This is a genomic window from Streptomyces sp. NK15101, assembly GCF_020400725.1.
In the GTDB taxonomy this organism is placed as follows: domain Bacteria; phylum Actinomycetota; class Actinomycetes; order Streptomycetales; family Streptomycetaceae; genus Streptomyces.
The window spans coordinates 14,087-36,486 of the sequence record NZ_JAINVG010000031.1; the positions used below are offsets into that span (position 1 = coordinate 14,087).

Here is a 22,400-nt window from a genome sequence, read left to right on the forward strand (position 1 = left end):
GATACCGCTCACAGGCAAAGGGCGGGCCGCGTTCCGGTGAAGACCGGAGCACGGCCCGCCCTGGGCGGCCTCGGAGGAACGGGAGGGGTCAGCCCTCGGCGTCCTGCTCCGCGTTCGTGCGGCCCAGGACCCGCCCCTCACCGGGAGCGAGGGTCGAGAGGATCCGCTCCAGATCGTCCATGGAGGCGAACTCGACGACGATCTTGCCCTTCTTCTGCCCCAGGTCGACCTTCACGCGGGTCTCGAAGCGGTCCGAGAGCCGGGTGGCGAGGTCCGTGAGCGCGGGCGAGACCCGGGCGCCGGCACGCGGCCCCCTCGGCTTGGCCGCGGACGCGGGCTCCTCGGAGCCCATGAGGCTCACGATCTCCTCGACGCTGCGCACCGAAAGGCCCTCGGAGACGATCCGGTACGCCAGCTTGTCCTGGGCCTCCGGGTCCTCGACACCGAGCAGAGCCCGCGCGTGCCCGGCGGAGAGCACGCCGGCGGCGACCCGACGCTGCACCGGCAGGGAGAGCCGCAGCAGTCGCAGCGTGTTGGAGATCTGCGGGCGGGACCGCCCGATCCGCTCCGCGAGCTGGTCATGGGTGCAGCCGAAGTCCTTGAGCAGCTGCTCGTAGGCGTGGGCCTCTTCGATCGCGTTCAGCTGGGCCCGGTGAAGGTTCTCCAGGAGCGCGTCCAGGAGCATCTTCTCGTCGTCGGTGTCCCGGACGATCGCCGGGATCCGCTCGAGGCCCGCCGTCGTCGAGGCCCGCAGACGACGCTCACCCATGACGAGCTCGTAGCGGTCGTCCTCGATCTTGCGGACGACCACGGGCTGGAGCAGGCCGACCTCCTTGATGGAGGTGACGAGCTCCGCCAACGCGTCCTCGTCGAAGACCTCACGCGGCTGGTGCCGGTTGGGGATGATCGCATCGATCGGAAGCTCGGTGAAGTAGGCACCGGCCGGAGGCTCCGGCATGGCCACCGGCTCGGGTTCGTTCCACGTCGGGGCCGACTCAGGGGCCTGCGGGCTCCGCGGCAGCGTCGCCAGCTTCGCGGCGGCCACCCCGCGCTCGATCTGCCGTTCCTGGGGAGCAGCGGGGATCAGCGCACCGAGCCCGCGCCCCAGTCCCCTACGTCGCTCACTCACTGGATCCCCTCCGACATGCTGCGCTGGCTGTTCTGGTGCCCTACATGGGCGTGCTGCGGTTCATAGTGCACGGCGGCCCCCCGCAGGGCGATCTCACGGGCCGCCTCGAGGTACGACAGGGCGCCGCTGGAGCCCGGGTCGTAGGTGAGGACCGTCTGCCCGTAACTCGGTGCCTCCGAGATGCGGACGGACCTCGGAATGCTGGTCCGCAGCACCTCCTCGGCGAAGTGGCTGCGCACCTCGTCGGCGACCTGCGAGGCGAGCCTCGTCCTGCCGTCGTACATGGTGAGCAGGATCGTCGAGACGTGGAGCGCCGGGTTGAGGTGCCCCCGTACCAGGTCGACGTTCCGCAGGAGCTGCCCGAGGCCCTCCAGCGCGTAGTACTCGCACTGGATCGGGATCAGCACCTCTGCGCCCGCCACCATGGCGTTGACCGTGAGGAGGCCGAGCGAGGGCGGGCAGTCGATCAGGATGTAGTCCAGCGGCTGCTCATAGGCCTGGATCGCCCGCTGGAGACGGCTCTCACGCGCCACCAGGGACACCAGCTCGATCTCCGCGCCGGCGAGATCGATGGTGGCCGGAGCGCAGAAGAGACCCTCGACGTCCAGGACCGGCTGCACCACATCGGAGAGCGGCTTGCTGTCCACCAGGACGTCGTAGATCGAGGGGACCTCGGCGTGGTGGTCGATGCCGAGTGCCGTCGAGGCATTGCCCTGCGGATCCAGGTCGATGACCAGGACGCGAGCACCGTGCAGCGCCAGGGAGGCGGCAAGGTTGACCGTCGTGGTCGTCTTGCCCACGCCGCCCTTCTGATTGGCGACCACCATCACGCGCGTCTCGGCCGGGCGGGGAAGTCCCTCACCGGCACGACCCAGCGCCTCTACTGCCAGCTGGGCAGCACGACCGATGGGGGTGTCGTCCATGGGGGGCGGTGTTTCACGTGAAACATCCTCCCCCACCGATTCGGTTCGGGGACCGGGGACCGGATCGGTCATCGGTCCCGCGATGTTGGCGTCGGACCGCAAGGATTCACTCTCCTCGGCTTCAGGCTCGCGATGAGGAGAGCCTGCCATGCTTTCGGGGTCGTGAACCAGCGAGGTCGGGGGTTCTGTGGGTGAATCCACCTCTGTGGACAACTCCGTAACCCTCACGGGTGGCTTCACGCGGGGTCGACGGTCCCGGGGCGTGGCAGCCGCGCGACCGCGGCCGATGATTCCCTGCAGCAGTGAGCGACGTTTCACGTGAAACACCATGCCGCCGCCGGCCGGCCGGGACCGCTCGACACTCCGAAATGGTACGTATGGGACGTTCAGCGGCGCCGACGGGTCTTGCTCGTCCGGGCGGCCTTGGCCCGCTTGGCCGCGAACCGCACACCACCGGGGCTCTCGCCGACCTCCACCCGCACGACCGTGGACAACGGATCGACGATGCCCTCGCCCACCTGAAGCACCGAGGTCTCCACCACACCGAGCCGGGAGAGCGCGGCGCGAGCACCGTCGAGCTCCTCCTGCGCGGTGTCGCCCTTGAGCGCCAGCATCTCTCCGTACGGACGCAGCAGGGGAACGCCCCAGCCGGCCAGCCGGTCGAGCGGCGCCACGGCGCGGGCGGTCACCACGTGCACGGGCGTGATCTTGCCGAGCATCTCCTCCGCGCGACCCCGCACCACGGTCACGTGGTCGAGGCCGAGCAGCTCGACGACCTCCTGAAGGAAGTTCGTCCTGCGCAGGAGGGGCTCCAGGAGCGTGATCTTCAGATCGGGCCGGACCAGGGCCAGGGGGATGCCGGGCAGACCGGCGCCCGAACCCACGTCGCAGACGGTGACGCCCTCGGGGACGACCTCCGAGAGGACGGCGCAGTTCAGCAGGTGACGCTCCCAGAGACGCGGGACCTCGCGCGGGCCGATCAGACCGCGCTTCACGCCCGCGTCCGCGAGCAGCTCCGCGTACCGCACGGCCTCCGGGAAGTACTCGCCGAAGACTGTCCGCGCCTGCTCCGGCGCCTCGGGGAGCTCCGCTGCCTCCGTCACGGGAACCGTCCTTCCGTACCGCACGCCTCGCGTGCGAGCGCACTGTGGTGGCTGACTATCAAGGCTGACAAAGATCGGCCCCGCCTGCGAACAGACGGGGCCGACACTACGTGAGGGGTCAGGCCGGGAGCACAACGACGAAGCGCTGCGGCTCCTCGCCCTCGGACTCGCTGCGCAGACCGGCGGCGGCGATCGCGTCGTGCACGACCTTGCGCTCGAACGGCGTCATCGGGTCCAGCTTGACCGGCTGGCCGGTGGACTTCACCTCGGACGCGGCCTTGGCGCCCAGCTCGGCGAGCTCGGCGCGCTTCTTGGCCCGGAAGCCGGCGATGTCGAGCATCAGTCGGCTGCGGTCACCGGTCTCACGGTGCACGGCGAGCCTGGTCAGCTCCTGAAGCGCCTCCAGGACCTCGCCGTCGCGGCCCACGAGCTTCTGCAGGTCGCGGCTGCCGGAGTCGCTGATGATCGAGACCGCGGCCCGGTCCGCCTCGACGTCCATGTCGATGTCGCCGTCGAGGTCGGCGATGTCGAGCAGGCCCTCGAGGTAGTCAGCCGCGATCTCACCCTCCTGCTCCAGGCGGGTCAGGGTGTCGCCACCCTCGGCGGCGGCGGAGGTGGTGCCTTCCGTCACGGATGGACTCCTTCTTGCTTCTGGGAGGCTTACTTCTTGGAGGACGGGTGCTTGGGCCGCTGCTGGCCCTTGCGCTGACCGGACTTGCCCTGGCGGTTGCCGCCCGAGGTGGCGCGGCTGCGGCCGGAGGACTGACCCTGCGTGTCGCCCTTGCCGGGGGTCTCCGGCTTCTTCTCCAGCGAGGTCTTGGGCTCGGCGTCCGAGCCGGCGTCCTCGGTGGCCTCCGCCGCCTCGTCGGCCTCGGAGCCCTTGGTCTGCTGGGCGGCGGCCTGACGCTGGGCCTTGGTCTGGCGCTTGGGCTGCTGGCGCCTGGCGGCGGCACCGCCCTCGGCCTCGGCCGCGATCGTGTCGCTCTTGATCACGGTGCCGTCCGCCTGGGCGGCGAAGCCGGCCTTGGAGAGGCCCGCGAAGAAGCGGCGCTCGTTCTCGTTGCGGTCGCTGCCCTTGGCGACGATCACCTTGACGACGCTCTTCCGGCGGCGGCCCTTGACCTCACCGCTGTGCGTGATGCTCTTCAGCAGGCGCTGGAGGTAGGCGTCCTGGGCCTTGCTACCGGGAGTCGGGTTCTGGTTGATCACGTACATCTGCTGACCCATGGTCCAGACGTTGGTGGTCAGCCAGTAGACGAGGACACCGACGGGGAAGTTGATGCCCATCACGGCGAAGATCACCGGGAAGATGTACATGAGCATCTTCTGCTGCTGCATGTACGGGGTCTTCACCGAGAGGTCGACGTTCTTCATCATCAGCTGGCGCTGGGTGAAGAACTGCGAGGCCGACATCAGGACGATCATGACCGCGGTGACGATGCGCACATCGGTGATCGAGGCGCCGAGGGCCTCGACCTTCTCCGCGCTGTCCGTGAACTTGGCGGCCAGCGGAGCACCGAAGATGTGGGCCTGACGGGCGCTGTCGAGCAGCGACTGGTTGATGACGCCGATCGTCTTGCCCTCGGCGATGTGCGAGAGCACCGAGTACAGGGCGAAGAAGAACGGCGACTGCGCCAGGATGGGAAGGCACGAGGAGAGCGGGTTGGTGCCCGTCTCCTTGTACAGCTTCATCATCTCTTCGGACTGACGCTGCTTGTCGCTCTTGTAGCGCTCCTGGATCGCCTTCATCTTCGGCTGGAGCGCCTGCATGTTCCGCGTCGACTTGATCTGCTTCACGAAGAGCGGGATCAGGCAGATGCGGATCAGCACCACGAGGGACACGATCGAAAGTCCCCAGGCCCAGCCCGTGTCAGGGCCGAAGATCGCCCCGTACATCTTGTGGAACTGGACGATCACCCATGAGACAGGTGTGGTGATGAAGCTGAAGAAATTGGCAATCGTGTCCACTAATCAGGCTCCTTGAGCATTGGGCGAGGTCTCGGCGGCCGGGCTCGTCTCGGTGGGGGACCCGCCCTCGTCACCGCGCAGCGCGTTCCGCAGCATCTCGTGCCAGCGGGGGCGCTTGCGCGGGGGGACGTGATCCACGCCGCCGGGCGACCACGGGTTGCACCGCAGGAGGCGCCAGGCGGTCAGGGCCGTGCCCTTGATCGCGCCATGCCGGTCGATGGCCGTGAATCCGTAGTGGGAACACGACGGGTAGTACCGGCAGACGGGGCCCAGAAGAGGGCTGATCGTCCACTGGTACAGCTTGATGAGAGCCAGCAGCGGGTACTTCATCGCGTGCCCCCTCCCAGCAGCCGCTGGAGAGCGGCGTCCAGGTCTCGGGCCAGCTGTGCGTGGTCGGCGTCGCCGGCTCCGGGCAACGCCCGTACGACCACCAGGCTACCGGGGGGCAGCGCGGCAATGCGGTCACGGACGAGATGGCGCAGGCGTCGCTTCACCTGGTTGCGTACCACCGCACCGCCCACGGCCTTGCTCACGACGAAACCCGCACGCGTCGGGGGAGCGCTCTCCCCAGGCGCGTGCGGGTCCGTTGCACCGCTGCGTAGGTGGACGACGAGGAGCGGGCGACCGGCCCGGCGACCTCGGCGTACCGCGGTTGCGAAGTCCTCGCGCCGCCTCAGCCGATTCTCGGTAGGCAGCACGTCATGACCTGTTTAAGTGGATCAGGCGGACAGGCTCGCGCGACCCTTGGCACGGCGGTTCGCCAGGATGGCGCGGCCGGCACGGGTGCGCATGCGCAGGCGGAAGCCGTGGGTCTTCGCGCGACGACGGTTGTTCGGCTGGAAGGTGCGCTTGCTCACTCGGGGGCTCCAGAAATGATTCGTAGATGGCGGGACATCGCCTGGCTGTCACCGTGCGCCCACGAGTAGCTCGCAATACGCCCGAGTGCACCGCTTCACGATCATTGACCATGATCTTTGCCCATCGGAGGCAGGCGGCAGCAGCCATCGACAACTCGACCTGGTTACGGTACGCGCGGCTACGCCATCCGGTCAAACCGACCTGTCGGCACCCCCCATTGTGCACAGGCTGTGGACAACAACTTGAACCGCGTCATCCGCCCCGACTACCGTGGACGACCTCCACAATCTTTATTCCGTTCTGTCCTCACCTGTCCTCGACGGACCCGTCCTCATGGACTTCGACCCACTGTCCCCGTGCACCACACCATCGTGGGACCTGCGAGAAAGCGTGCCCTGTGGCTGACGTACCTGCCGATCTTGCCGCAGTGTGGCCACGCGTCCTCGAGCAGCTCCTCGCCGAGGGACAGCAGGGGATCGAGCCCAAGGACAAACAGTGGATCGAGCGCTGCCAGCCGCTCGCCCTGGTCGCGGACACGGCCCTGCTCGCCGTGCCCAACGAGTGGGGCAAGCGGGTCCTGGAGGGCCGGCTCGCCCCGTTGATCAGCGAGAACCTGAGCCGTGAGTGCGGCCGCCCGATCCGGATCGCGATCACCGTCGACGACTCCGTCGGCGAGCCGACCCCGCCGGCGCCCCTGGTGCAGCAGCCGCAGCAGTCCCGCTACGACGAGCGCGCACAGCCCGAGCCGTACGAGAAGTACGAGGGCTACGGCCACCGGCCGATGCCCGACGACGGGCTGCCCACCGCACGCCCCGCCTACCCGGACTACCAGCAGCAGCGGCCCGACCCCGGAGCCTGGCCGCGCACCCAGGAGGACCTCTCCTGGCAGCAGCCGCGGCTCGGCGGCTACCAGGAGCGCGCCCCGTACACCGGCCCGGAGCAGTCCCGGCAGACCCGCTACGACGAGCCGGCCCGCGGCTACGAGCAGCAGCGGCCCGAGCGCGCCGAGCTGCCCGACCCGCAGAACCACGGCCCGCGTCCCGGCCCCCGCCCCGGCGGCGTCCCGGTCCCCGGTCCGGGCGGTGTGCCGGGCGGCGGCCACGGCTCGCCGTCCTCCTCCGGGCAGGGCGCCGGCGCTCCGGGCGAGCAGCACGCGCGGCTGAACCCCAAATACCTCTTCGACACGTTCGTCATCGGTTCATCGAACCGGTTCGCGCACGCGGCCGCCGTCGCGGTGGCCGAGGCGCCGGCGAAGGCGTACAACCCGCTCTTCATCTACGGGGAGTCGGGCCTCGGCAAGACCCATCTGCTGCACGCGATCGGACACTACGCGCGGAGCCTCTACCCGGGCACGCGCGTGCGCTACGTGAGCTCCGAGGAGTTCACCAACGAGTTCATCAACTCGATCCGCGACGGCAAGGGAGACGCCTTCCGCAAGCGCTACCGCGACGTGGACATCCTGCTCGTCGACGACATCCAGTTCCTGGCGAGCAAGGAGTCGACGCAGGAGGAGTTCTTCCACACCTTCAACACCCTGCACAACGCGAACAAGCAGATCGTGCTCTCCTCGGACCGGCCGCCCAAGCAGCTGGTCACCCTGGAGGACCGGCTCCGCAACCGCTTCGAGTGGGGCCTCACCACCGACGTGCAGCCGCCGGAGCTGGAGACCCGCATCGCGATCCTCCGCAAGAAGGCGGTGCAGGAACAGCTCAACGCCCCGCCGGAGGTACTGGAGTTCATCGCCTCCCGGATCTCGCGGAACATCCGTGAGCTGGAGGGCGCGCTGATCCGGGTGACGGCCTTCGCGAGCCTCAACCGGCAGCCGGTGGACCTCGGACTCACCGAGATCGTCCTCAAGGACCTGATCCCCGGCGGTGAGGACAGCTCGCCGGAGATCACGGCCCCCGCGATCATGGCGGCCACGGCCGACTACTTCGGGCTGACGGTGGAGGACCTCTGTGGATCCTCGCGCAGCCGCGTCCTGGTGACGGCCCGGCAGATCGCCATGTACCTGTGCCGTGAGCTCACGGACCTGTCGCTGCCGAAGATCGGCGCGCAGTTCGGCGGCCGCGACCACACGACGGTGATGCACGCGGACCGGAAGATCCGTGCCCTGATGGCGGAGCGGCGCTCCATCTACAACCAGGTCACCGAGCTCACCAACCGCATCAAGAACGGCTGACGCCGGGCCTCCGGGCCTCCAGGGCGCCCAGGGACACCTCCCTGGGCGCCTTTCGCCGTTCCCGGAGGCGCCTTCGACCGTTCTCGAAGGCGCCGTCTACCGCTTCCGGGAGCACCGTTCACCGCTTCCGAGAGCACCGTCCACCGCTTCCGGGGGCGCCCTTCGCGGCTTCTGGGGACGCTCTTCGCGGCTGCCGCCGTCCCCAGCCGACCCGAGCCTGTTCGATTACCGCGTTCCGGTGGCAGGTTCTCCACAGATTGCGGGATGATCACCCGTCCACAGGGTGGGGACTGTCGAGTTATCCGGATTGTGTCCACAGGGCTGCCTGGTGACAGGTCATCACGGCAGGTCAGACCCTTGTGGAATTGTTGGCAAACGATTTCCACAGGCTGTGGATGAATCCTTCGTCCACAGGGCGGCTCGAGGGTTGTCCACCGGCCGCCCACAGGGAGGAGTCGGTTGCCCACAGCTTCTCCACACCGCTGTCCACTGTTCGGCAACGAAACACGTCTGCTCACTGAGACGAGTGAAAGCGGTCACACCAAGGGAGACGTTTGGGCTGTGGGGAACCTGGGGAAAGCTGGGGACAGCACTGGGGAGAACTCCCCGTGGCCTGTGTACCGGCTGTGCAGAACTTTCGAGTGTCCACAGAGACCCCTGGTTGTCCACGGGCTCCGCCCACAGGTCCGGTGGACAAAAAACTGGGCTTGACCTGGGGAAACGACGTTATCCACGGTTTCCACAGGCCCTACTACTACTCCCACATAGAGTTAGCCCGGAATTCGCTTCGAAGTGGGACCTGTGCACAACTCGGCGCCGGAGCTCCGTCGCGCTCTCGTCTCGACTTGACCCCGAGCAGCACCGAGTGTCGGTGGCGTGCGTCAGACTGGTTCCCGCAGTCGACGAAGAGCCAGCAACAGCAGGAGGCGGTTCCGGTGAAGATCCGGGTGGAGCGCGATGTACTCGCGGAGGCGGTGGCCTGGGTGGCCCGCAGCCTTCCGGCCCGTCCGCCGGCGCCCGTGCTCGCGGGCCTTCTCCTGAAGGCCGAGGACGGCGCCCTGAGCTTCTCGAGCTTCGACTACGAGGTCTCGGCGCGGGTCTCGGTCGAGGCCGAGGTGGAGGAGGACGGCACCGTCCTCGTCTCCGGCCGGCTGCTCGCCGACATCTGCCGCGCCCTCCCCAACCGTCCCGTGGAGATTTCCACAGACGGTGTACGGGCGACCGTGGTCTGCGGCTCCTCCCGCTTCACTCTCCACACCCTGCCTGTGGAGGAGTACCCGGCGCTGCCGGAGATGCCCACCGCGACCGGCACCGTCCCCGGCGAGGTCTTCGCCTCCGCCGCCGCGCAGGTGGCCATCGCGGCCGGCCGTGACGACACGCTGCCCGTCCTCACCGGCGTGCGCATCGAGATCGAGGGCGACACGGTCACCCTGGCCTCCACCGACCGCTACCGCTTCGCGGTCCGCGAGTTCCTGTGGAAGCCGGAGTCCCCGGACGCCTCCGCGGTCGCCCTGGTGCCCGCGAAGACCCTCCTGGACACGGCCAAGGCGCTCACCAGCGGCGACACGGTGACCCTGGCGCTCTCGGGCTCCGGCAAGGGCGAGGGCCTCATCGGCTTCGAGGGCGCGGGCCGCCGCACCACCACCCGCCTCCTGGAGGGCGACCTCCCGAAGTACCGGACGCTCTTCCCCACCGAGTTCAACTCGGTCGCGGTGATCGAGACCGCCCCCTTCGTGGAGGCCGTGAAGCGTGTGGCCCTGGTCGCCGAGCGCAACACCCCGGTCCGCCTGAGCTTCGAGCAGGGCGTGCTGATCCTGGAGGCCGGCTCCAGCGACGATGCACAGGCTGTGGAGCGCGTGGACGCGCAGCTGGACGGCGACGACATCTCGATCGCCTTCAACCCGACCTTCCTGCTGGACGGCCTGAGCGCGATCGACTCCCCGGTCGCCCAGCTCTCCTTCACGACCTCCACGAAGCCGGCGCTGCTGAGCGGCAAGCCCGCGCTCGACGCGGAGGCGGACGAGGCCTACAAGTACCTGATCATGCCGGTGCGGCTCTCCGGCTGACGCTCCTCCCGGGGGCGTCGCCTGAGCGGCTGACCCCACAGGTGTGCACCCGGGTGCGGGCGTAGGCTCGGACCCGGGTAAACCGCACACGACGCTTAAGGAATCTCTGATGGAGCTTGGTCTCGTCGGTCTCGGCAAGATGGGCGGCAACATGCGTGAGCGCATTCGCCGCGCAGGCCACACCGTCATCGGATACGACCGCAACCCGGCGCCGGCCCGGGGCCACGTCCCCGGCCGGTGAGGCGGTCCCGCGGCTCGTGGACCTGCGCCTCGCCACGGGCGCGGGGAGGGGTGGGGGTACGCGGACCTTCCGGAGGGCGGCACCGCATGGCGGCGGTCGACGGCACGGTCGACGCGCCGGCACGGCCGACGGGCGCGGGCACCGGCGACGGTACGGCCGACGTGCGACGGTGTCGCGGCCGCCGACAGCTGTCGGCGGCGCTCGGACGGGCGACGGCTCAGGCCGGTACCGGGCCGTTCGGGGCCTGCGTCGCGGGCGGCGGAGCGGCGGGCGCGCCCAGCGGGGGCGCGGGGTGCTCCGGCGGGGCCGGCTGGTGGACGAGACGGAACCGGTGGTGCTCCCGGCCGAGCACCCGCCCGGTGGAGTCGGTGAAGCGGCCCGTGACCTCGTAGACGCCGCAGTTCGCCCGCCCGACGGGCAGCCGCTCGGGCGGCAGGTGGACCTCGTACGGCCCGCCCTCCCGGTATCCGCCGAGCGTGGTCCTGGCGGTGCCGACCACCCTCCCGGCGTATCTGCGGGTCTCCTCGAAGACCAGTCCGTCGATCGCCTCGCCCACGCGGAAGGCGAGGGCGACGCTCATCGTCCCGCCCTCCGGGACCTCGACGGGGTCGCCGTCCCCGTCCAGGGGGAGCACGGCCGTCCCCCGCTCCTCCTGGGCCAGGCTCACGCGCATCAGCTCGAAGGGTGACATGACGTTCTCACGTCCTCTCGGCGGTGTCCGGGCGGACGATGACGACGGGACAGGGCGCGTGCAGGGCGCACTGCTGGCTGACGGAGCCCAGGAGCAGGCTGGTGAACCCGCCGCGGCCCCTGCTGCCCACCACGAGGAGTTCCGCGCCCGCCGCCGCCTCCGTCAGCACCTCGGCCGGGTTGCCGGGCACCACGTGCTCGCGCAGCCGCACGTCGTCGGCTCCGACGAGGACGGTCTGGATCTCGTCGGCCAGCGCCCGCTCCGCCTGGACGCCGTCGAAGCCGGCGTCCACCGGCGGGGCCGACCAGCCCGCGGCTCCGGGCAGCTCGTGCGCCGCCACCGCGTCCACGGTAGCCCCGATCAGCCGGGCGTGGCGTACCGCCCACCGCAGCGCCTCGTAGGAGGCCGGGGACCCGTCGATCCCGACCACCACGCGGCGGCCCTGCCCCTTGGCGTCCATGCTCGGCTCCTTCCTGCTCCCCGGCGGCTACCCCGGGCGCGAAGCCGTAGACCCCGTGGCGGACCGGACGCGCTCCGGATGTCAGAAACGGGTGAAAAGGGGCAGGAGTGAAGTAGGAGATTTCGGCCACGGAGGCATCCGGCGTCAGCGGTGTCCGGATTCGTGCGCGAGGAGGCGGGTGAGCCCCATGGAGGCTGTGGGCCGAACGGAAGGGGCGAGGGCCTCGCGGGAGGACCGCCTCCTGGTGGTGAGCCGGCACGGCGGACCTCCCGGGACCGTCCTCCTGGCACTCGACGGCGAGCTCGACCACGACACCGTGAGACCCCTCCGGAAGGCGCTGGAGGAGAGCACGGGGGCCGTGCGCGTCGTGGTCGACTGCGCGAGGCTGCGGTTCTGCGACTCGACCGGTCTGAACGTGCTCCTGCGGACGCGGCTGCGGCTGCTCACCGCGGGAGGGAGGGTGGACCTGGCCGGGCTGCGGTCGCCGGTGCGCCGCATCTTCGAGATCACCGGGGCGCTGAAGGTCTTCCGGGTGTACGCCGACGCCGACGCCGCCCTCGCGGACACCGGCGCCGGGAGCTGACGCCGGGAGGGCACGGAAGACGCGAGGAAGATTCCGCGCCGCGCGATTCGGCGGGCCGCCGCGGGGAAGCAGCCCTTCATGACCGGCCCACCCATCCGGCATGCGACCGCTCGTACCCGCCGCTACGAGCTGGCGGAGGGCGACGGAGTGGTGCGGAAGTGCCGTGATCTCGCCCGGCGGGCCCTGAGCGAATGGTTCGGGGCCGCCGGGGAGCCGGGGCGGGTCGCCGTCGAGGACGCCCTGCTGCTGGTCTCCGAGGTCGTCACCAACGCCTTCACCCACGGTGGCGTCCCGTACGAGCTGCGGCTCGACGGCATCGACGGCCGGCTGTGGGTGCAGGTCAGCGACACGAGCCCGGTACGGCCCCGGCCCCACGGGCGGCACCACCCGAGCCTCCCCTCCGGACACGGGCTCTACCTCCTGGAACGGCTGGCGGCGGCCTGGGGCTGCGTCCCCCGGGCCCACGGCAAGGCCGTCTGGTTCGAGGTGGAGGTGACGGGACGGCCCGACTCGCCGGATGAGGCCTAGAGTGGAAGGTGATGCGGGATCCCGGCGCATCCTGCGCGGGACCCGCGCCCCTCTTCCTGTGCGAGGTCGTTCATGACAGAGCACGGTTCCACTCCGGAGGCGACGGCTCCGCAGACGGAACTCGGCGAGGACGGCCTCGGGCAGCTGCTCGCCGGGCTGACCGCCGTGCGGGAGGGGGACCTGTCGGTCCGGCTCCCCGTCGCCGCGGACGGCATCCTCGGCGAGATCGCCGGCGTCTACAACGACATGGTCGGCCACCTCTCGCTGGTCACCTCCGAGGTCACCCGGGTCGCCGACGAGGTCGGCGCCCAGGGGCTGCTCGGCGGCCGGATCCGCGAGCCCCGCTCGCGCGGGGTGTGGCGCGAGCTCACCTCCGGCGTCAACACGATGGCCGACAACCTCACCTCCCAGGTCCGGTCCATCGCCCAGGTCGCCACGGCCGTCGCCGGCGGAGACCTCACGCGGAAGATCCGGGTGGACGCGCGCGGCGAGATCCTGGAGCTGAAGGAGACCATCAACACGATGGTGGACCGGCTGTCCTCCTTCGCCGAGGAGGTCACCCGGGTCGCCCGCGAGGTCGGCACGGAGGGCAAGCTCGGCGGCCAGGCCGAGGTGCACGGCGTCTCCGGCACCTGGAAGGACCTCACCGACAACGTCAACTCCATGGCCGACAACCTCACCAACCAGGTGCGGAACATCGCCCAGGTCACCACCGCCGTCGCCCAGGGCGACCTGACCAGCCGGATCGACGTCTCGGCGCGCGGCGAGATCCTCGAACTCAAGACCACCATCAACACGATGGTCGACCAGCTGTCCTCCTTCGCCGCCGAGGTCACCCGCGTCGCCCGCGAGGTCGGCACGGAGGGCAAACTCGGCGGCCAGGCGGAGGTGGAGGGCGTCTCCGGCACCTGGAAGCGGCTGACCGAGAACGTCAACGAGCTCGCCGGGAACCTCACCCGCCAGGTCCGCGCCATCGCCGAGGTCACCAGCGCCGTCGCCGAGGGCGACCTGACCCGGTCGATCACCGTCGACGCCCCCGGAGAGGTCAGGGACCTGCGCGACAACATCAACTCGATGGTCGAGTCGCTGCGCGCCACCACCCGGGCCAACGAGGAACAGGACTGGCTCCAGACCACGCTCGCCCGGACCACGGGCCTGCTGCAGGGCACCCGGAGCCTGCCCGAGATCGCCGAGCTGATCATGGCCGAAGTGCCGCCGCTGATCGGCGCCCAGTACGGGGCCTTCTTCCTCGCCACGGACGGCGAGAAGGGCACCGAGCTCGTCATGACCGCCGCCTACGGCTCCCCGGACGACCCGGACGACCCGCCGCGCCGCTTCCGGCTCGGCCAGTCCCTCGTCGGGCAGGCCGCCCGGGACCGGCGCCCCCTCGTGGTCGAGCGCGTGCCCCCCGGATACACCACCATCGCCTCCGGAGTGGGCTCCGGCGACCCGGGCATGCTGGTCGTCCTGCCCCTCGTGGTCGAGGAACAGGTGCTCGGCGCCGTCGAGTTCGCCTCGCTGTCCCCCTTCTCGCCCCTCCGGCGGGAGTTCCTCGACCGGTTCACGGTCAGCGCGGGAGCCGTCCTCAGCTCCCTGGTCGCCAACCTCCGCACCGACGAACTCCTCGGCCAGTACCGCCAGCTGGCCGACGAACTGCGCTCCCGGTCCAAGGAGTTGCAGATCGGCCAGCAGGAACTCCAGCGCTCCAACGCCGAGCTGCAGGAGAAGGCCGCGCTCCTGGCCGACCGCAACAAGGACATCGAGTCGAAGAACCTGGTCATCGAACAGGCGCGCCAGGAGCTGGAGGCCCGGGCCCAGCAGCTGTCCCGCACCTCCATGTACAAGTCCGAGTTCCTCGCCAACATGAGCCACGAACTGCGCACCCCGCTCAACAGCCTGCTCATCCTCGCGCGGCTGCTCGCCCAGAACGCCGAGGGGAACCTGACGGAGAAGCAGGTCGACTACGCCGAGGTCATCCACTCCGCCGGCTCCGACCTCCTCCAGCTGATCAACGACATCCTCGACCTGTCGAAGGTCGAGGCAGGCAAGATGGACATCAGGCGGGAGCCGTTCCACCTGAGCCAGCTGATGGAGTACCTGGAGGCGACCTTCGGGCCGGTCGCCGACGAGCGGCACCTCCGGTTCACCGTCACCCTGGCGGACGACCTGCCCGAGGCGCTGAACAGCGACGAGGCGCGCATCCGTCAGATCCTGCGCAACCTGCTCTCCAACGCGCTGAAGTTCACCGAGGAGGGCAGCGTCTCGCTCACCGTCGAGCACGCGTCCTCCGCCGAGATCCCGCCGACCATGGCCGGGACCGGACACGTCCTCGCCTTCCGGGTCGCCGACACCGGCATCGGCATCCCCGCCGAGCAGCTCCAGCACGTCTTCGAGGCCTTCCAGCAGGGCGACGGCACGGCCGTCCGGCGGTACGGGGGAACCGGCCTCGGGCTGTCGATCAGCCGGGAGGTGGCCGGCCTCCTCGGCGGGGCCATCCAGGCGCAGAGCGTCGCGGGGCAGGGCAGCACCTTCACGTTCTACCTGCCGGTGCCCCGGCCCGCGGAGCTCGCCGCGGCCGGGGCGGCCTCCGCCGCGCGGGCGCTGACCGCCCCCGGCTCCTCCGCCGTCCGGCCGGACGGCGTCGGCTCCCCGGACGGGCTGGCGGGCCGGACCGTGCTCGTGGTGGACGACGACGCGCGCAACGTGTACGCCCTCACCGCCGTCCTCGAAGGACGCGGCCTCCACGTCCTCACGGCCGACGGCGGCCGTGCGGGCCTCGACGTGCTCGCCGCCCACGACGAGGTCGAGCTCGTGCTGATGGACGTCATGATGGCCGGGATGGACGGCTACTCGGCCATCGAGGCCATCAGGCGGCTGCCGGACCGCTCGGGCCTCCCCGTCATCGTGGTCACCGCGAAGGCGATGCCGGGCGACCGCGCCCAGGCCCTCGCGGCGGGCGCCGACGACTACGTGTCGAAGCCGGTCGACGAGGAGGAACTGACCGACAAGATCCGCAGCTGGCTCGCCGGCTGAAGCGCGCCCGTCCGCCGCGGAGAAGCCCCGGCGGCGGGCGTCAACGGGCCGGCGGCCGGCCCCGGACCCGTACGGCGACGATGCTGGTGTCGTCGTCGGTGTCCCCCGCCGCCGTGGCGAGCAGGGCGTCGACGAGCGTGTCCGGCGCGTGGCCCGCGAGCCGCTCCGCGTCGCCGGCGAGCCGCGCCAGGCCCTCGTCGAGGCCGTCGTGGCGGCGCTCGATCAGCCCGTCGGTGTACAGCAGCAGGGTGTCCCCGGGGCGCAGCCCGATCCGCTGCTCGCGGTAGGCGTACGAGGGCACCGCGCCGAGCAGCAGGTCCCGGGGCGGTTCGAGCAGCCGCGCCCGGCCGTCCCTGAGCAGCACCATCGGCAGGTGTCCGGCGCTCGTCCAGAGCAGGCCGCGGTCCTCGGCGTCGTACAGGGCGCAGACGGCGGTCGCGGTGACGCCGCCGCCCGTGCGCAGGGTCACCTCGTTGAGCCACTCCATCAGCCGCCGGGGCGAGCGGCCGGTGAAGGCGAGCGCGCGCTGGGCGTTGCGGAGCGCCACCATGCCCGTGACGGCGTCGATGCCGTGGCCCGCGATGTCGCCGACGGCCACGAGGATCTTGCCGCTGGGCAGCGCGAGCACGTCGTACCAGTCGCCGCCGACCCGGTACTCCTTCGCCGCCGGCCGGTACCGGGCGGCCACCACCAGGTCTCCGGGCATCTCCTGGAGGCCGGGCACCTCGGGCACGATCGCCTGCTGGAGCTGGAGCGCCAGCTGGTGGCGCAGCTCCGACTGGTCGTGCAGCGCGGTGAGGTGGTCGAAGGTCGCGGTGAGCGCGGCCTCGGTCCTCCGGCTGTCCGACACGTCCTGGTACACCCCGGCGAGGCCGGTGACGGTGCCCTCCGCGATCAGCGGCTCGGCCGCCACGCGCACATGGCGTACGGTGCCGTCGGGGAGCACGACCCGCAGGACCGCCTGCCCGCCCGTCTGCCGCTCGGTCACGGCCGCCACCAGGTCGGCGAGGGCCTCGTGGTCGTCCGGGCGCACCCGGTCGCGCAGGCCCGCGAACGGCACCGGCGGCTCGTCCCGCGCCATGCCGAAGATGCCGTACGCCTCCGGTGACCACACCGTCCCGCCGCCGGTCAGGCTGTCCTGGAAGGGCGCCACGCTCTGCAGCCGGGCGACCGCCCGGGCCGCGGCGAGCCCGGTCTCGCCCACGGTGTGCCACATCACCACGGCGTGCCGCCCGCCGGCCGGCAGCACCCGCACGTCGAGGAGCGGCGGGTCTCCCGGCCCCGCGGTCACCGGCAGCCGTGCGGCCCGCTGGGTGCGCGCGGTCCCGGCGGCGCGGCGCGCCATGCGCGCCAGGTCGGCGTGGACGAGGGGGAAGGCGCGTGCCAGGGAGGCGGCGCCCCCGGGCGGGACGCCCCCGAGCGCGGCGGTCGCCTCGTCGTTGAGGTGCTCCACGGTCGGCTCCCCCGACGTGTCGGACACGGCGAGCAGCATCGCCGGCTGGGCGAGGGAGTCGAGCACGTCGACGAGGACGGGGGCGGTCGGCGGCGAGTCGGGGCTGTCGAGCACGGTGCCGGCCACGCCCATGAGTCCGGTGAGGGCCCGGCGGGCCGTCGCGTCGAGCGCCGTCGGGCCCGGCCAGCCGACGAGGGCGAGGCCGACGGTCCTGTCGCGCCGGCGCAGCGGGAGCAGGGCGCGGGCGGCGCGGGCGGCGGGCCCCGGGAGGAGTTCGCCGGCGGGCGGCCCGTCCTCCAGCCAAACGGGCGCGTTCTCGGCGAGGACGGTACGGAACGACTCGGGGGCGGCGGGCGGGATCCACTGCCAGGCGGCGGCCTCGGCGGCTCCCGTCCCCGCGGAGCCGGCGAGCCGCAGGCAGCCGTGGTCGACGCACCGCCACAGCCAGAGGGCGTCCGCGCCGAGCGGGGCGAGGCCCTGCTCCAGGAGGGTCCGTGCCGCTTCGCCCACCGTGTCGGCGGTCTCCGCGGCGGCGGCCGTCCGGCGGGCCCGGCGCGCCTCGGAGGGACCGCCCCAGGCCCCGCCCTCCTCCTCGGGGTCCGCGTTCTCCGGAGGGACCACCGGCGCAGTCCCGCCGTCGCCCACGGCCGCGCTCACGATGTCCGCGGCGAGGTCCTCCACGGACAGGCCGGTCGCCTGCGCGAGGGCGGAGAGGTACTCGGCCGCTTCGGAGGAGGGCAGCCGCAGCTGGGCGGTGAGCACGCCGGCGGCGAGATCGAGCAGGTGGCGTCGGACGAGCTGGTCGCGCAGCCAGCGGTTCTCGGCGGCGAGTGCGGGGAGGCCGCGGTCCGGCCGGACGACGGACGGGGATCCCCTGGAGTCTGCGAAAGCGGTCAAGTGGGCCTCCGTCCCGCCTGGGTGCGGGCGTCCGGAGTCTGCGGGTGGGTCCGATCCGGATTCTACTCGCGCGTTCACGTTCGCGTTCGGGTCCGTGACCGCTCGCGGGCGGCGGGGTCAGGCGGCGGGGGTCTCGACGAGTTCGTCGCGGGTCATGGTGGAACGGCCCCGTGTCCCGGCGTCCGCGGCCTTGTCGTACAGGCTCGGCCTTCGAGTGGCCCCGGAGGTCCTGGACGGGCTTCCGGGCCCGGCTCGGGGCGGACTTCCGGATCCGGCCCCGGGCGGACTTGCGTACCCGGCCCCGGGCGCCCTCCCGGCCCTGACTCCGGTCCGCGGCCGGGTCTCCGGGAGCCGCCGCGCGCGGGGTCCACGCCGGCGCACAGGGCCTCCACGAGGTCGATGACGTCCGTGGACCCGGCCGGCTGTCCGGCCTCTTCCACGGTCTCCCCGGCCCGCTTCGCCTCGATCGGCGCGACGGCCTTGTCCCGAAAGGCGTCCCTACTCCTCGTAGAACCCGACCGCCAGGCCGACCGGCTCGAACGCCGGGTTTCCCTTCCGCATCGGCCGTGTCACCGCCCTCGCCTGTCCCGTCCTCAGTCGGCCGGCTCGCCCGGCGCGGGGTGCCCGGGGTGGACCGTGCCGTCGCGCGCCCCGCCCCGGGGGGCCGAGCCGGCCTCGTCGGTGTCCGGCGGGTTCCCCTCGTCCTTCCCGTCCGGCAGGGGAACGGACAGCGGGTCCTCCGCCATGGCCTGCTGGTCCTCGGGATCCCGGGGAAGCGGCTCGTCCGGCCCCGGCTTCCGATGTTCGCTCATCCTGATCGCCTCTCTTCCGGCATCCCGCTCTCCTCGCTTCCGGCCCCCCTTCACAGGGGCGGCGGAACGCCTCCGTCGAGTCCGGCCTCTCCCTCCTCGCTGAGCGGCATGAGCGCGATGCACTCGGCGTCGATCCGGTCGGCGACCTCCGTCAGCGCGCCGACCAGCGCCTCGACCGTCTCCGGTTCGAGGCCCGAGTCCTCGTCGTCGGCCGAGGCCGTCCAATGGGACGCGAGGTGCCGCAGCAGGAGGGTCACTTCGTCGGCGGGCAGCAGGAGGGGACCACCGGGGACGTGGACGAGGGACATCGACGCGTTCATGGGGAACCGACCTCCGCGGTAGGGGACGAGCCTCAGGGCGTCAGGTCCGCGGGGGCCCCTTCCGGGGCGTCCGCGCGGACGATGACGACGGGACAGGACGCGTGCACGGCGCACTGCTGACCGACCGAGCCCAGGAGCAGGCTCGCGAAGCCGCCCCGGCCGCGGCTGCCGACGACGAGCAGCTCGGCGCGGGCCGACGCCTCGACCAGGACCTCGGCGGGGTTGCCGCGGACGACGTGCCGCTCCAGCGGCGGCACCTCGCCGATCAGGGAGAGCACGGAGTCGAGTTCTTCGGACAGCTCCTTCACGGCCTGTTCCTCGTCGAACGTGGCGTCCACGGGCGGCGCCGACCATCCCGTCGCGCCGGGCACCTCGTGGACGCCGACGACGTCCAGGGTCGCTCCGGTCCGACGCGCCTGCCGGACCGCCCACCGCAGCGCCGCGTACGACGAGGGCGAGCCGTCGACACCCACGACCACGCGGGAAGTGCCGTCGCTGGAGTCCATGACCGTGCCTCTTCTCCCGATCGGGCCCGAGGGGCGGACGGGACGCCGGTCCCGTCCTCTCCTCCCGGCCGACTACCCGGTGCCCGGCCTCGTACGCCTGGTGCCGTCCGTGCGCGTGCCCACGCGTGAGTGCCGGACCGTGCGGGTAGACGCGGAGCCGGAGGAGGGTGGGGCGGCGGAGGAACGCGCCGGACGCGGGGGCGGTCAGCGGAAGGACGTACGACCATGCTGTTCCTGCTGGGCCTGCTGCTCCTCGGGGCGACCGGCGCCTTCATCGGGCTGGTGATCTCGGAGAACACCGGAGGCCCCGACCGGACCGTCATGATGCTGGACAACCGGATCGCCACGATGGACGGCCTCGCGATCTTCCTCGCCGGCATGGCGCTGGCCGTGATCGTCGGCCTCGCCTGCGCCATGATGGCGGCGGGCGCCGCACGGGCCCGCCGCCGCCGGGCCCTCGGACGCCGCGTCCACGAGCCGGCGGAGCCGCGCTCCCGTCCGGGGGACGGCGGTCCCCGCGAAGAGCGGGACACGGCGTCCCGTACGGAGGACGACACCGGGGCCGCCGGGGGACGGCGCCCCCGCCGCCACCACTTCCGCTTCGGGCACTGACGACGTCCTCGTGCACGCCCTCCCGCCCCGGAAGGCGGGGGCGGCGCGAGGCCCGGCACGGTCGGAAAGGACTCGGTCATGACCGCACCACCCACCACCCCCACCACGCTCGGCCCCGACAGCGACCTCTCCCGGGTCTTCGAACTCGCCCAGCAGCTACGGGTGGACTCGGTGCGCGCCAGTACGGCCGCGGGCTCCGGCCACCCCACCTCCAGCCTGTCCGCGGCCGATCTGATGGCGGTCCTGATGGCCCGCCACCTCCGCTACGACTGGACGGCGCCCGACCAGCCGGACAACGACCACCTGGTCTTCTCCAAGGGGCACGCGTCGCCCCTGCTGTACGCGATGTTCAAGGCCGCCGGGGCGATCGGCGACGACGAGCTGATGACGACGTACCGCCGTTTCGGCCACCGCCTCCAGGGCCATCCCACGCCCGAGCTGCCCTGGGTGGACGTGGCCACCGGCTCCCTCGGACAGGGCATCGGCTACGCGGTGGGGATCGCGCTCGCGATCCGGGACCTGGAACGGCGGTCCTCCCGGGTCTGGGTGCTGTGCGGTGACAGCGAGACGGCCGAAGGCTCCGTGTGGGAGGCCCTCGACAAGGCCGGGCACCACCGGCTGGCCAACCTCACCGTCCTGCTCGACGTGAACCGCCTCGGCCAGAGCGGGCCCACCGAGCTGGAGTGGGACACCGACGCGTACGCCCGCCGCGCCGAGGCCTTCGGCTGCCGGGCGATCGAGGTCGACGGCCACGACCTCGAAGCGATCGACCTGGCCCTGGCCGAGGCCGCCGACGGACGGGCGCCCACCGTCGTCGTCGCCAGGACCGTCAAGGGCCGTGGCGTGGCGGAGGTGGCCGACAAGGCGGGCTGGCACGGCAAGGCGCTCCCCGAGGACCTGGCCGAACGCGCCGTCGCCGAACTCGGCGGTGCCCGCGACCTGCGGGTGCGCGGCCCGCGCCCGCCCGCGCACCCCGCTCCCGCCCACCCCGACGGCCGCCGTGCCGTTCCGGTGGAGCTGCCCCGCTACGAGGTCGGCGACGAGGTCGCCACCCGGGTCGCCTTCGGCGCCGCCCTGGCCGCCCTCGGTGCCCGCCCCGAGGTCGTCGCCCTGGACGCCGAGGTCGGCAACTCGACCCATGCCGAGGAGTTCGGGAAGGCCCACCCGGAGCGGTACTTCCAGACGTACATCGCCGAGCAGCAGATGATCGCCGACGCCGTCGGCATGGCCGTGCGCGGCTTCCGCCCGTACGCCACGACCTTCGCCGCCTTCCTCACCCGCGCGCACGACTTCGTCCGGATGGCCGCCGTCTCCCGGATCACGATGGCGCTGTGCGGGACGCACTGCGGGGTCGAGATCGGCGCGGACGGCCCTTCGCAGATGGGCCTGGAGGACCTCGCCATGATGCGCGCCGTCCTCGGCTCCACCGTGCTGTACCCCTCGGACGCCACCTCCGCGGCCGCCCTGACCACGGCCATGGCCGACCTGGACGGGATCTCCTACCTGCGCACCACCCGCGGGGCCTACCCCGTCCTCTACGACGGTGACGAGACGTTCCCCGTGGGCGGCTCGAAGACCCTGCGCGAGGGCCCGGACGACCAGGTCACGCTCGTCGGCGCCGGCGTCACCCTGCACGAGTGCCTGGCGGCCGCCGAGGACCTGGCCGCCGACGGGGTGCGGGCCCGGGTCGTCGACCTGTACTCCGTCAAGCCCGTCGACATGGACACCCTCGCCCGTGCGGCCCGGGAGACCGGCGCGCTCGTCGTCGTCGAGGACCACCATCCCGAGGGCGGGCTCGGCGAGGCCGTCCTGTCGGCCCTCGCCGTGGGTGCCGGCCGGCCCGCCCCGCCGCCGCACGCCTTCGTCCACCTCGCCGTCACGGAGCTGCCCGGCTCGGGCACCACCCCCGAGCTCCTCGACGCGTGCGGCATCTCCCGCACCCAGATCGCCGGGGCCGCCCGGGCGCTGGTCGCGCGGTAGGCACCCCCGGCCTCCCGCCTTCGGTCTCCGGTCGTGAATTCCTCCTTTCCGATCA

The 22,400-nt window shown here is 71.9% G+C and carries 21 protein-coding genes and 1 pseudogene; 8 read left to right on the forward strand and 14 right to left on the reverse strand.

Annotated features, from left to right (window positions below; genetic code table 11):
• Nucleotides 1-88 precede the first annotated feature (88 nt).
• From K7G60_RS18295 to rpmH, 8 genes are all read right to left on the reverse strand, one after another.
• A complete protein-coding gene (locus K7G60_RS18295; protein ID WP_225801996.1) occupies nt 89-1,129 on the reverse strand; it encodes a ParB/RepB/Spo0J family partition protein in 1,041 nt (346 codons plus the stop codon).
• A complete protein-coding gene (locus K7G60_RS18300) occupies nt 1,126-2,202 on the reverse strand; it encodes a ParA family protein (protein ID WP_225801997.1) in 1,077 nt (358 codons plus the stop codon). Before K7G60_RS18300 ends, K7G60_RS18295 begins: the two co-directional genes overlap by 4 nt.
• A 236-nt stretch (nt 2,203-2,438) precedes the next feature.
• Entirely contained in the window at nt 2,439-3,155 is a 717-nt protein-coding gene (gene rsmG / locus K7G60_RS18305; RefSeq protein ID WP_225801998.1) for a 16S rRNA (guanine(527)-N(7))-methyltransferase RsmG, read from the reverse strand.
• Nucleotides 3,156-3,273: 118 nt separating this feature from the next.
• Nucleotides 3,274-3,786 carry a R3H domain-containing nucleic acid-binding protein gene (locus tag K7G60_RS18310; protein ID WP_225801999.1) on the reverse strand — a complete coding sequence of 171 codons (513 nt, stop codon included), beginning with the start codon at nt 3,784-3,786 and terminating at the stop codon, nt 3,274-3,276.
• Between the two features lie 29 nt (nt 3,787-3,815).
• Nucleotides 3,816-5,123, reverse strand: a complete 1,308-nt coding sequence (gene yidC, locus K7G60_RS18315; RefSeq protein WP_225802000.1) for a membrane protein insertase YidC — start codon at nt 5,121-5,123, stop codon at nt 3,816-3,818.
• Between the two features lie 3 nt (nt 5,124-5,126).
• Entirely contained in the window at nt 5,127-5,453 is a 327-nt protein-coding gene (gene yidD, locus K7G60_RS18320; RefSeq protein ID WP_225802001.1) for a membrane protein insertion efficiency factor YidD, read from the reverse strand.
• Complete coding sequence (rnpA, locus tag K7G60_RS18325) at nt 5,450-5,821, reverse strand: ribonuclease P protein component (protein ID WP_225802002.1); 372 nt, start codon at nt 5,819-5,821, stop codon at nt 5,450-5,452. The genes yidD and rnpA overlap by 4 nt, the downstream gene beginning before the upstream one ends.
• Nucleotides 5,822-5,842: 21 nt before the next feature.
• Nucleotides 5,843-5,980 carry a 50S ribosomal protein L34 gene (rpmH, locus tag K7G60_RS18330; RefSeq protein WP_015659252.1) on the reverse strand — a complete coding sequence of 46 codons (138 nt, stop codon included), beginning with the start codon at nt 5,978-5,980 and terminating at the stop codon, nt 5,843-5,845.
• A gap of 398 nt (nt 5,981-6,378) precedes the next feature.
• Between rpmH and dnaA the strand changes: the two genes are divergently transcribed.
• From dnaA to K7G60_RS39175, 3 genes and pseudogenes are all read left to right on the forward strand, one after another.
• Nucleotides 6,379-8,163: a chromosomal replication initiator protein DnaA gene (gene dnaA, locus K7G60_RS18335; protein WP_225802003.1), complete on the forward strand. Its 1,785-nt coding sequence runs from the start codon at nt 6,379-6,381 to the stop codon at nt 8,161-8,163.
• Nucleotides 8,164-9,098: 935 nt separating this feature from the next.
• Entirely contained in the window at nt 9,099-10,229 is a 1,131-nt protein-coding gene (dnaN, locus tag K7G60_RS18340; protein WP_041130169.1) for a DNA polymerase III subunit beta, read from the forward strand.
• Nucleotides 10,230-10,272: 43 nt separating this feature from the next.
• Nucleotides 10,273-10,455, forward strand: a pseudogene (locus K7G60_RS39175) (NAD(P)-binding domain-containing protein); the annotation flags it as partial.
• 232 nt (nt 10,456-10,687) lie between these two features.
• Here the strand turns inward: K7G60_RS39175 and K7G60_RS18350 are convergent.
• Both K7G60_RS18350 and K7G60_RS18355 read right to left on the reverse strand, forming a co-directional pair.
• Nucleotides 10,688-11,161: a rho GDP-dissociation inhibitor gene (locus K7G60_RS18350; protein ID WP_225802004.1), complete on the reverse strand. Its 474-nt coding sequence runs from the start codon at nt 11,159-11,161 to the stop codon at nt 10,688-10,690.
• 7 nt (nt 11,162-11,168) lie between these two features.
• The gene (locus K7G60_RS18355; RefSeq protein WP_225802005.1) at nt 11,169-11,621 is read right to left on the reverse strand and encodes a universal stress protein; all 453 of its coding nucleotides are present in this window, start codon (nt 11,619-11,621) and stop codon (nt 11,169-11,171) included.
• A gap of 187 nt (nt 11,622-11,808) precedes the next feature.
• On the opposite strand from K7G60_RS18355, the gene K7G60_RS18360 reads away from it, so the two are divergent.
• From K7G60_RS18360 to K7G60_RS18370, 3 genes are all read left to right on the forward strand, one after another.
• The gene (locus tag K7G60_RS18360) at nt 11,809-12,204 is read left to right on the forward strand and encodes an STAS domain-containing protein (protein WP_225802006.1); all 396 of its coding nucleotides are present in this window, start codon (nt 11,809-11,811) and stop codon (nt 12,202-12,204) included.
• Between the two features lie 78 nt (nt 12,205-12,282).
• On the forward strand, nt 12,283-12,732 hold the full coding sequence (locus K7G60_RS18365; protein WP_225802007.1) for an ATP-binding protein: 450 nt from the start codon (nt 12,283-12,285) through the stop codon (nt 12,730-12,732).
• 72 nt (nt 12,733-12,804) lie between these two features.
• Entirely contained in the window at nt 12,805-15,765 is a 2,961-nt protein-coding gene (locus tag K7G60_RS18370) for a HAMP domain-containing protein (protein ID WP_225802008.1), read from the forward strand.
• A 40-nt stretch (nt 15,766-15,805) separates the two neighbouring features.
• On the opposite strand, the gene K7G60_RS18375 is transcribed toward K7G60_RS18370, so the two are convergent.
• From K7G60_RS18375 to K7G60_RS18390, 4 genes are all read right to left on the reverse strand, one after another.
• Nucleotides 15,806-18,115, reverse strand: a complete 2,310-nt coding sequence (locus K7G60_RS18375) for a SpoIIE family protein phosphatase (RefSeq protein WP_225802009.1) — start codon at nt 18,113-18,115, stop codon at nt 15,806-15,808.
• Nucleotides 18,116-18,708: 593 nt separating this feature from the next.
• Complete coding sequence (locus K7G60_RS18380) at nt 18,709-18,927, reverse strand: hypothetical protein (protein WP_225802010.1); 219 nt, start codon at nt 18,925-18,927, stop codon at nt 18,709-18,711.
• Nucleotides 18,928-18,977: 50 nt separating this feature from the next.
• The gene (locus K7G60_RS18385; protein ID WP_225802011.1) at nt 18,978-19,247 is read right to left on the reverse strand and encodes a DUF6213 family protein; all 270 of its coding nucleotides are present in this window, start codon (nt 19,245-19,247) and stop codon (nt 18,978-18,980) included.
• Between the two features lie 32 nt (nt 19,248-19,279).
• The gene (locus K7G60_RS18390; protein ID WP_225802012.1) at nt 19,280-19,753 is read right to left on the reverse strand and encodes a universal stress protein; all 474 of its coding nucleotides are present in this window, start codon (nt 19,751-19,753) and stop codon (nt 19,280-19,282) included.
• Between the two features lie 225 nt (nt 19,754-19,978).
• On the opposite strand from K7G60_RS18390, the gene K7G60_RS18395 reads away from it, so the two are divergent.
• The gene (locus tag K7G60_RS18395) at nt 19,979-20,365 is read left to right on the forward strand and encodes a hypothetical protein (RefSeq protein ID WP_225802013.1); all 387 of its coding nucleotides are present in this window, start codon (nt 19,979-19,981) and stop codon (nt 20,363-20,365) included.
• Nucleotides 20,366-20,443: 78 nt separating this feature from the next.
• On the forward strand, nt 20,444-22,345 hold the full coding sequence (locus K7G60_RS18400) for a transketolase (RefSeq protein WP_225802014.1): 1,902 nt from the start codon (nt 20,444-20,446) through the stop codon (nt 22,343-22,345).
• The last annotated feature ends 55 nt before the right edge of the window (nt 22,346-22,400 follow it).

Excerpts from the sequence above, each read along its gene's own strand:
- K7G60_RS18385 (WP_225802011.1), bottom strand. The coding sequence starts at position 19,247 with ATGAACGCGTCGATGTCCCTCGTCCACGTCCCCGGTGGTCCCCTCCTG.
- K7G60_RS18395 (WP_225802013.1), top strand. The coding sequence starts at position 19,979 with ATGCTGTTCCTGCTGGGCCTGCTGCTCCTCGGGGCGACCGGCGCCTTC.
- K7G60_RS18400 (WP_225802014.1), top strand. The coding sequence starts at position 20,444 with ATGACCGCACCACCCACCACCCCCACCACGCTCGGCCCCGACAGCGAC.
- K7G60_RS18355 (WP_225802005.1), bottom strand. The coding sequence starts at position 11,621 with ATGGACGCCAAGGGGCAGGGCCGCCGCGTGGTGGTCGGGATCGACGGG.
- K7G60_RS18380 (WP_225802010.1), bottom strand. The coding sequence starts at position 18,927 with ATGAGCGAACATCGGAAGCCGGGGCCGGACGAGCCGCTTCCCCGGGAT.
- K7G60_RS18350 (WP_225802004.1), bottom strand. The coding sequence starts at position 11,161 with ATGTCACCCTTCGAGCTGATGCGCGTGAGCCTGGCCCAGGAGGAGCGG.
- K7G60_RS18390 (WP_225802012.1), bottom strand. The coding sequence starts at position 19,753 with ATGGACTCCAGCGACGGCACTTCCCGCGTGGTCGTGGGTGTCGACGGC.
- K7G60_RS18360 (WP_225802006.1), top strand. The coding sequence starts at position 11,809 with ATGGAGGCTGTGGGCCGAACGGAAGGGGCGAGGGCCTCGCGGGAGGAC.
- K7G60_RS18370 (WP_225802008.1), top strand. The coding sequence starts at position 12,805 with ATGACAGAGCACGGTTCCACTCCGGAGGCGACGGCTCCGCAGACGGAA.
- K7G60_RS18300 (WP_225801997.1), bottom strand. The coding sequence starts at position 2,202 with ATGGCAGGCTCTCCTCATCGCGAGCCTGAAGCCGAGGAGAGTGAATCC.
- K7G60_RS18365 (WP_225802007.1), top strand. The coding sequence starts at position 12,283 with ATGACCGGCCCACCCATCCGGCATGCGACCGCTCGTACCCGCCGCTAC.
- yidD (WP_225802001.1), bottom strand. The coding sequence starts at position 5,453 with ATGAAGTACCCGCTGCTGGCTCTCATCAAGCTGTACCAGTGGACGATC.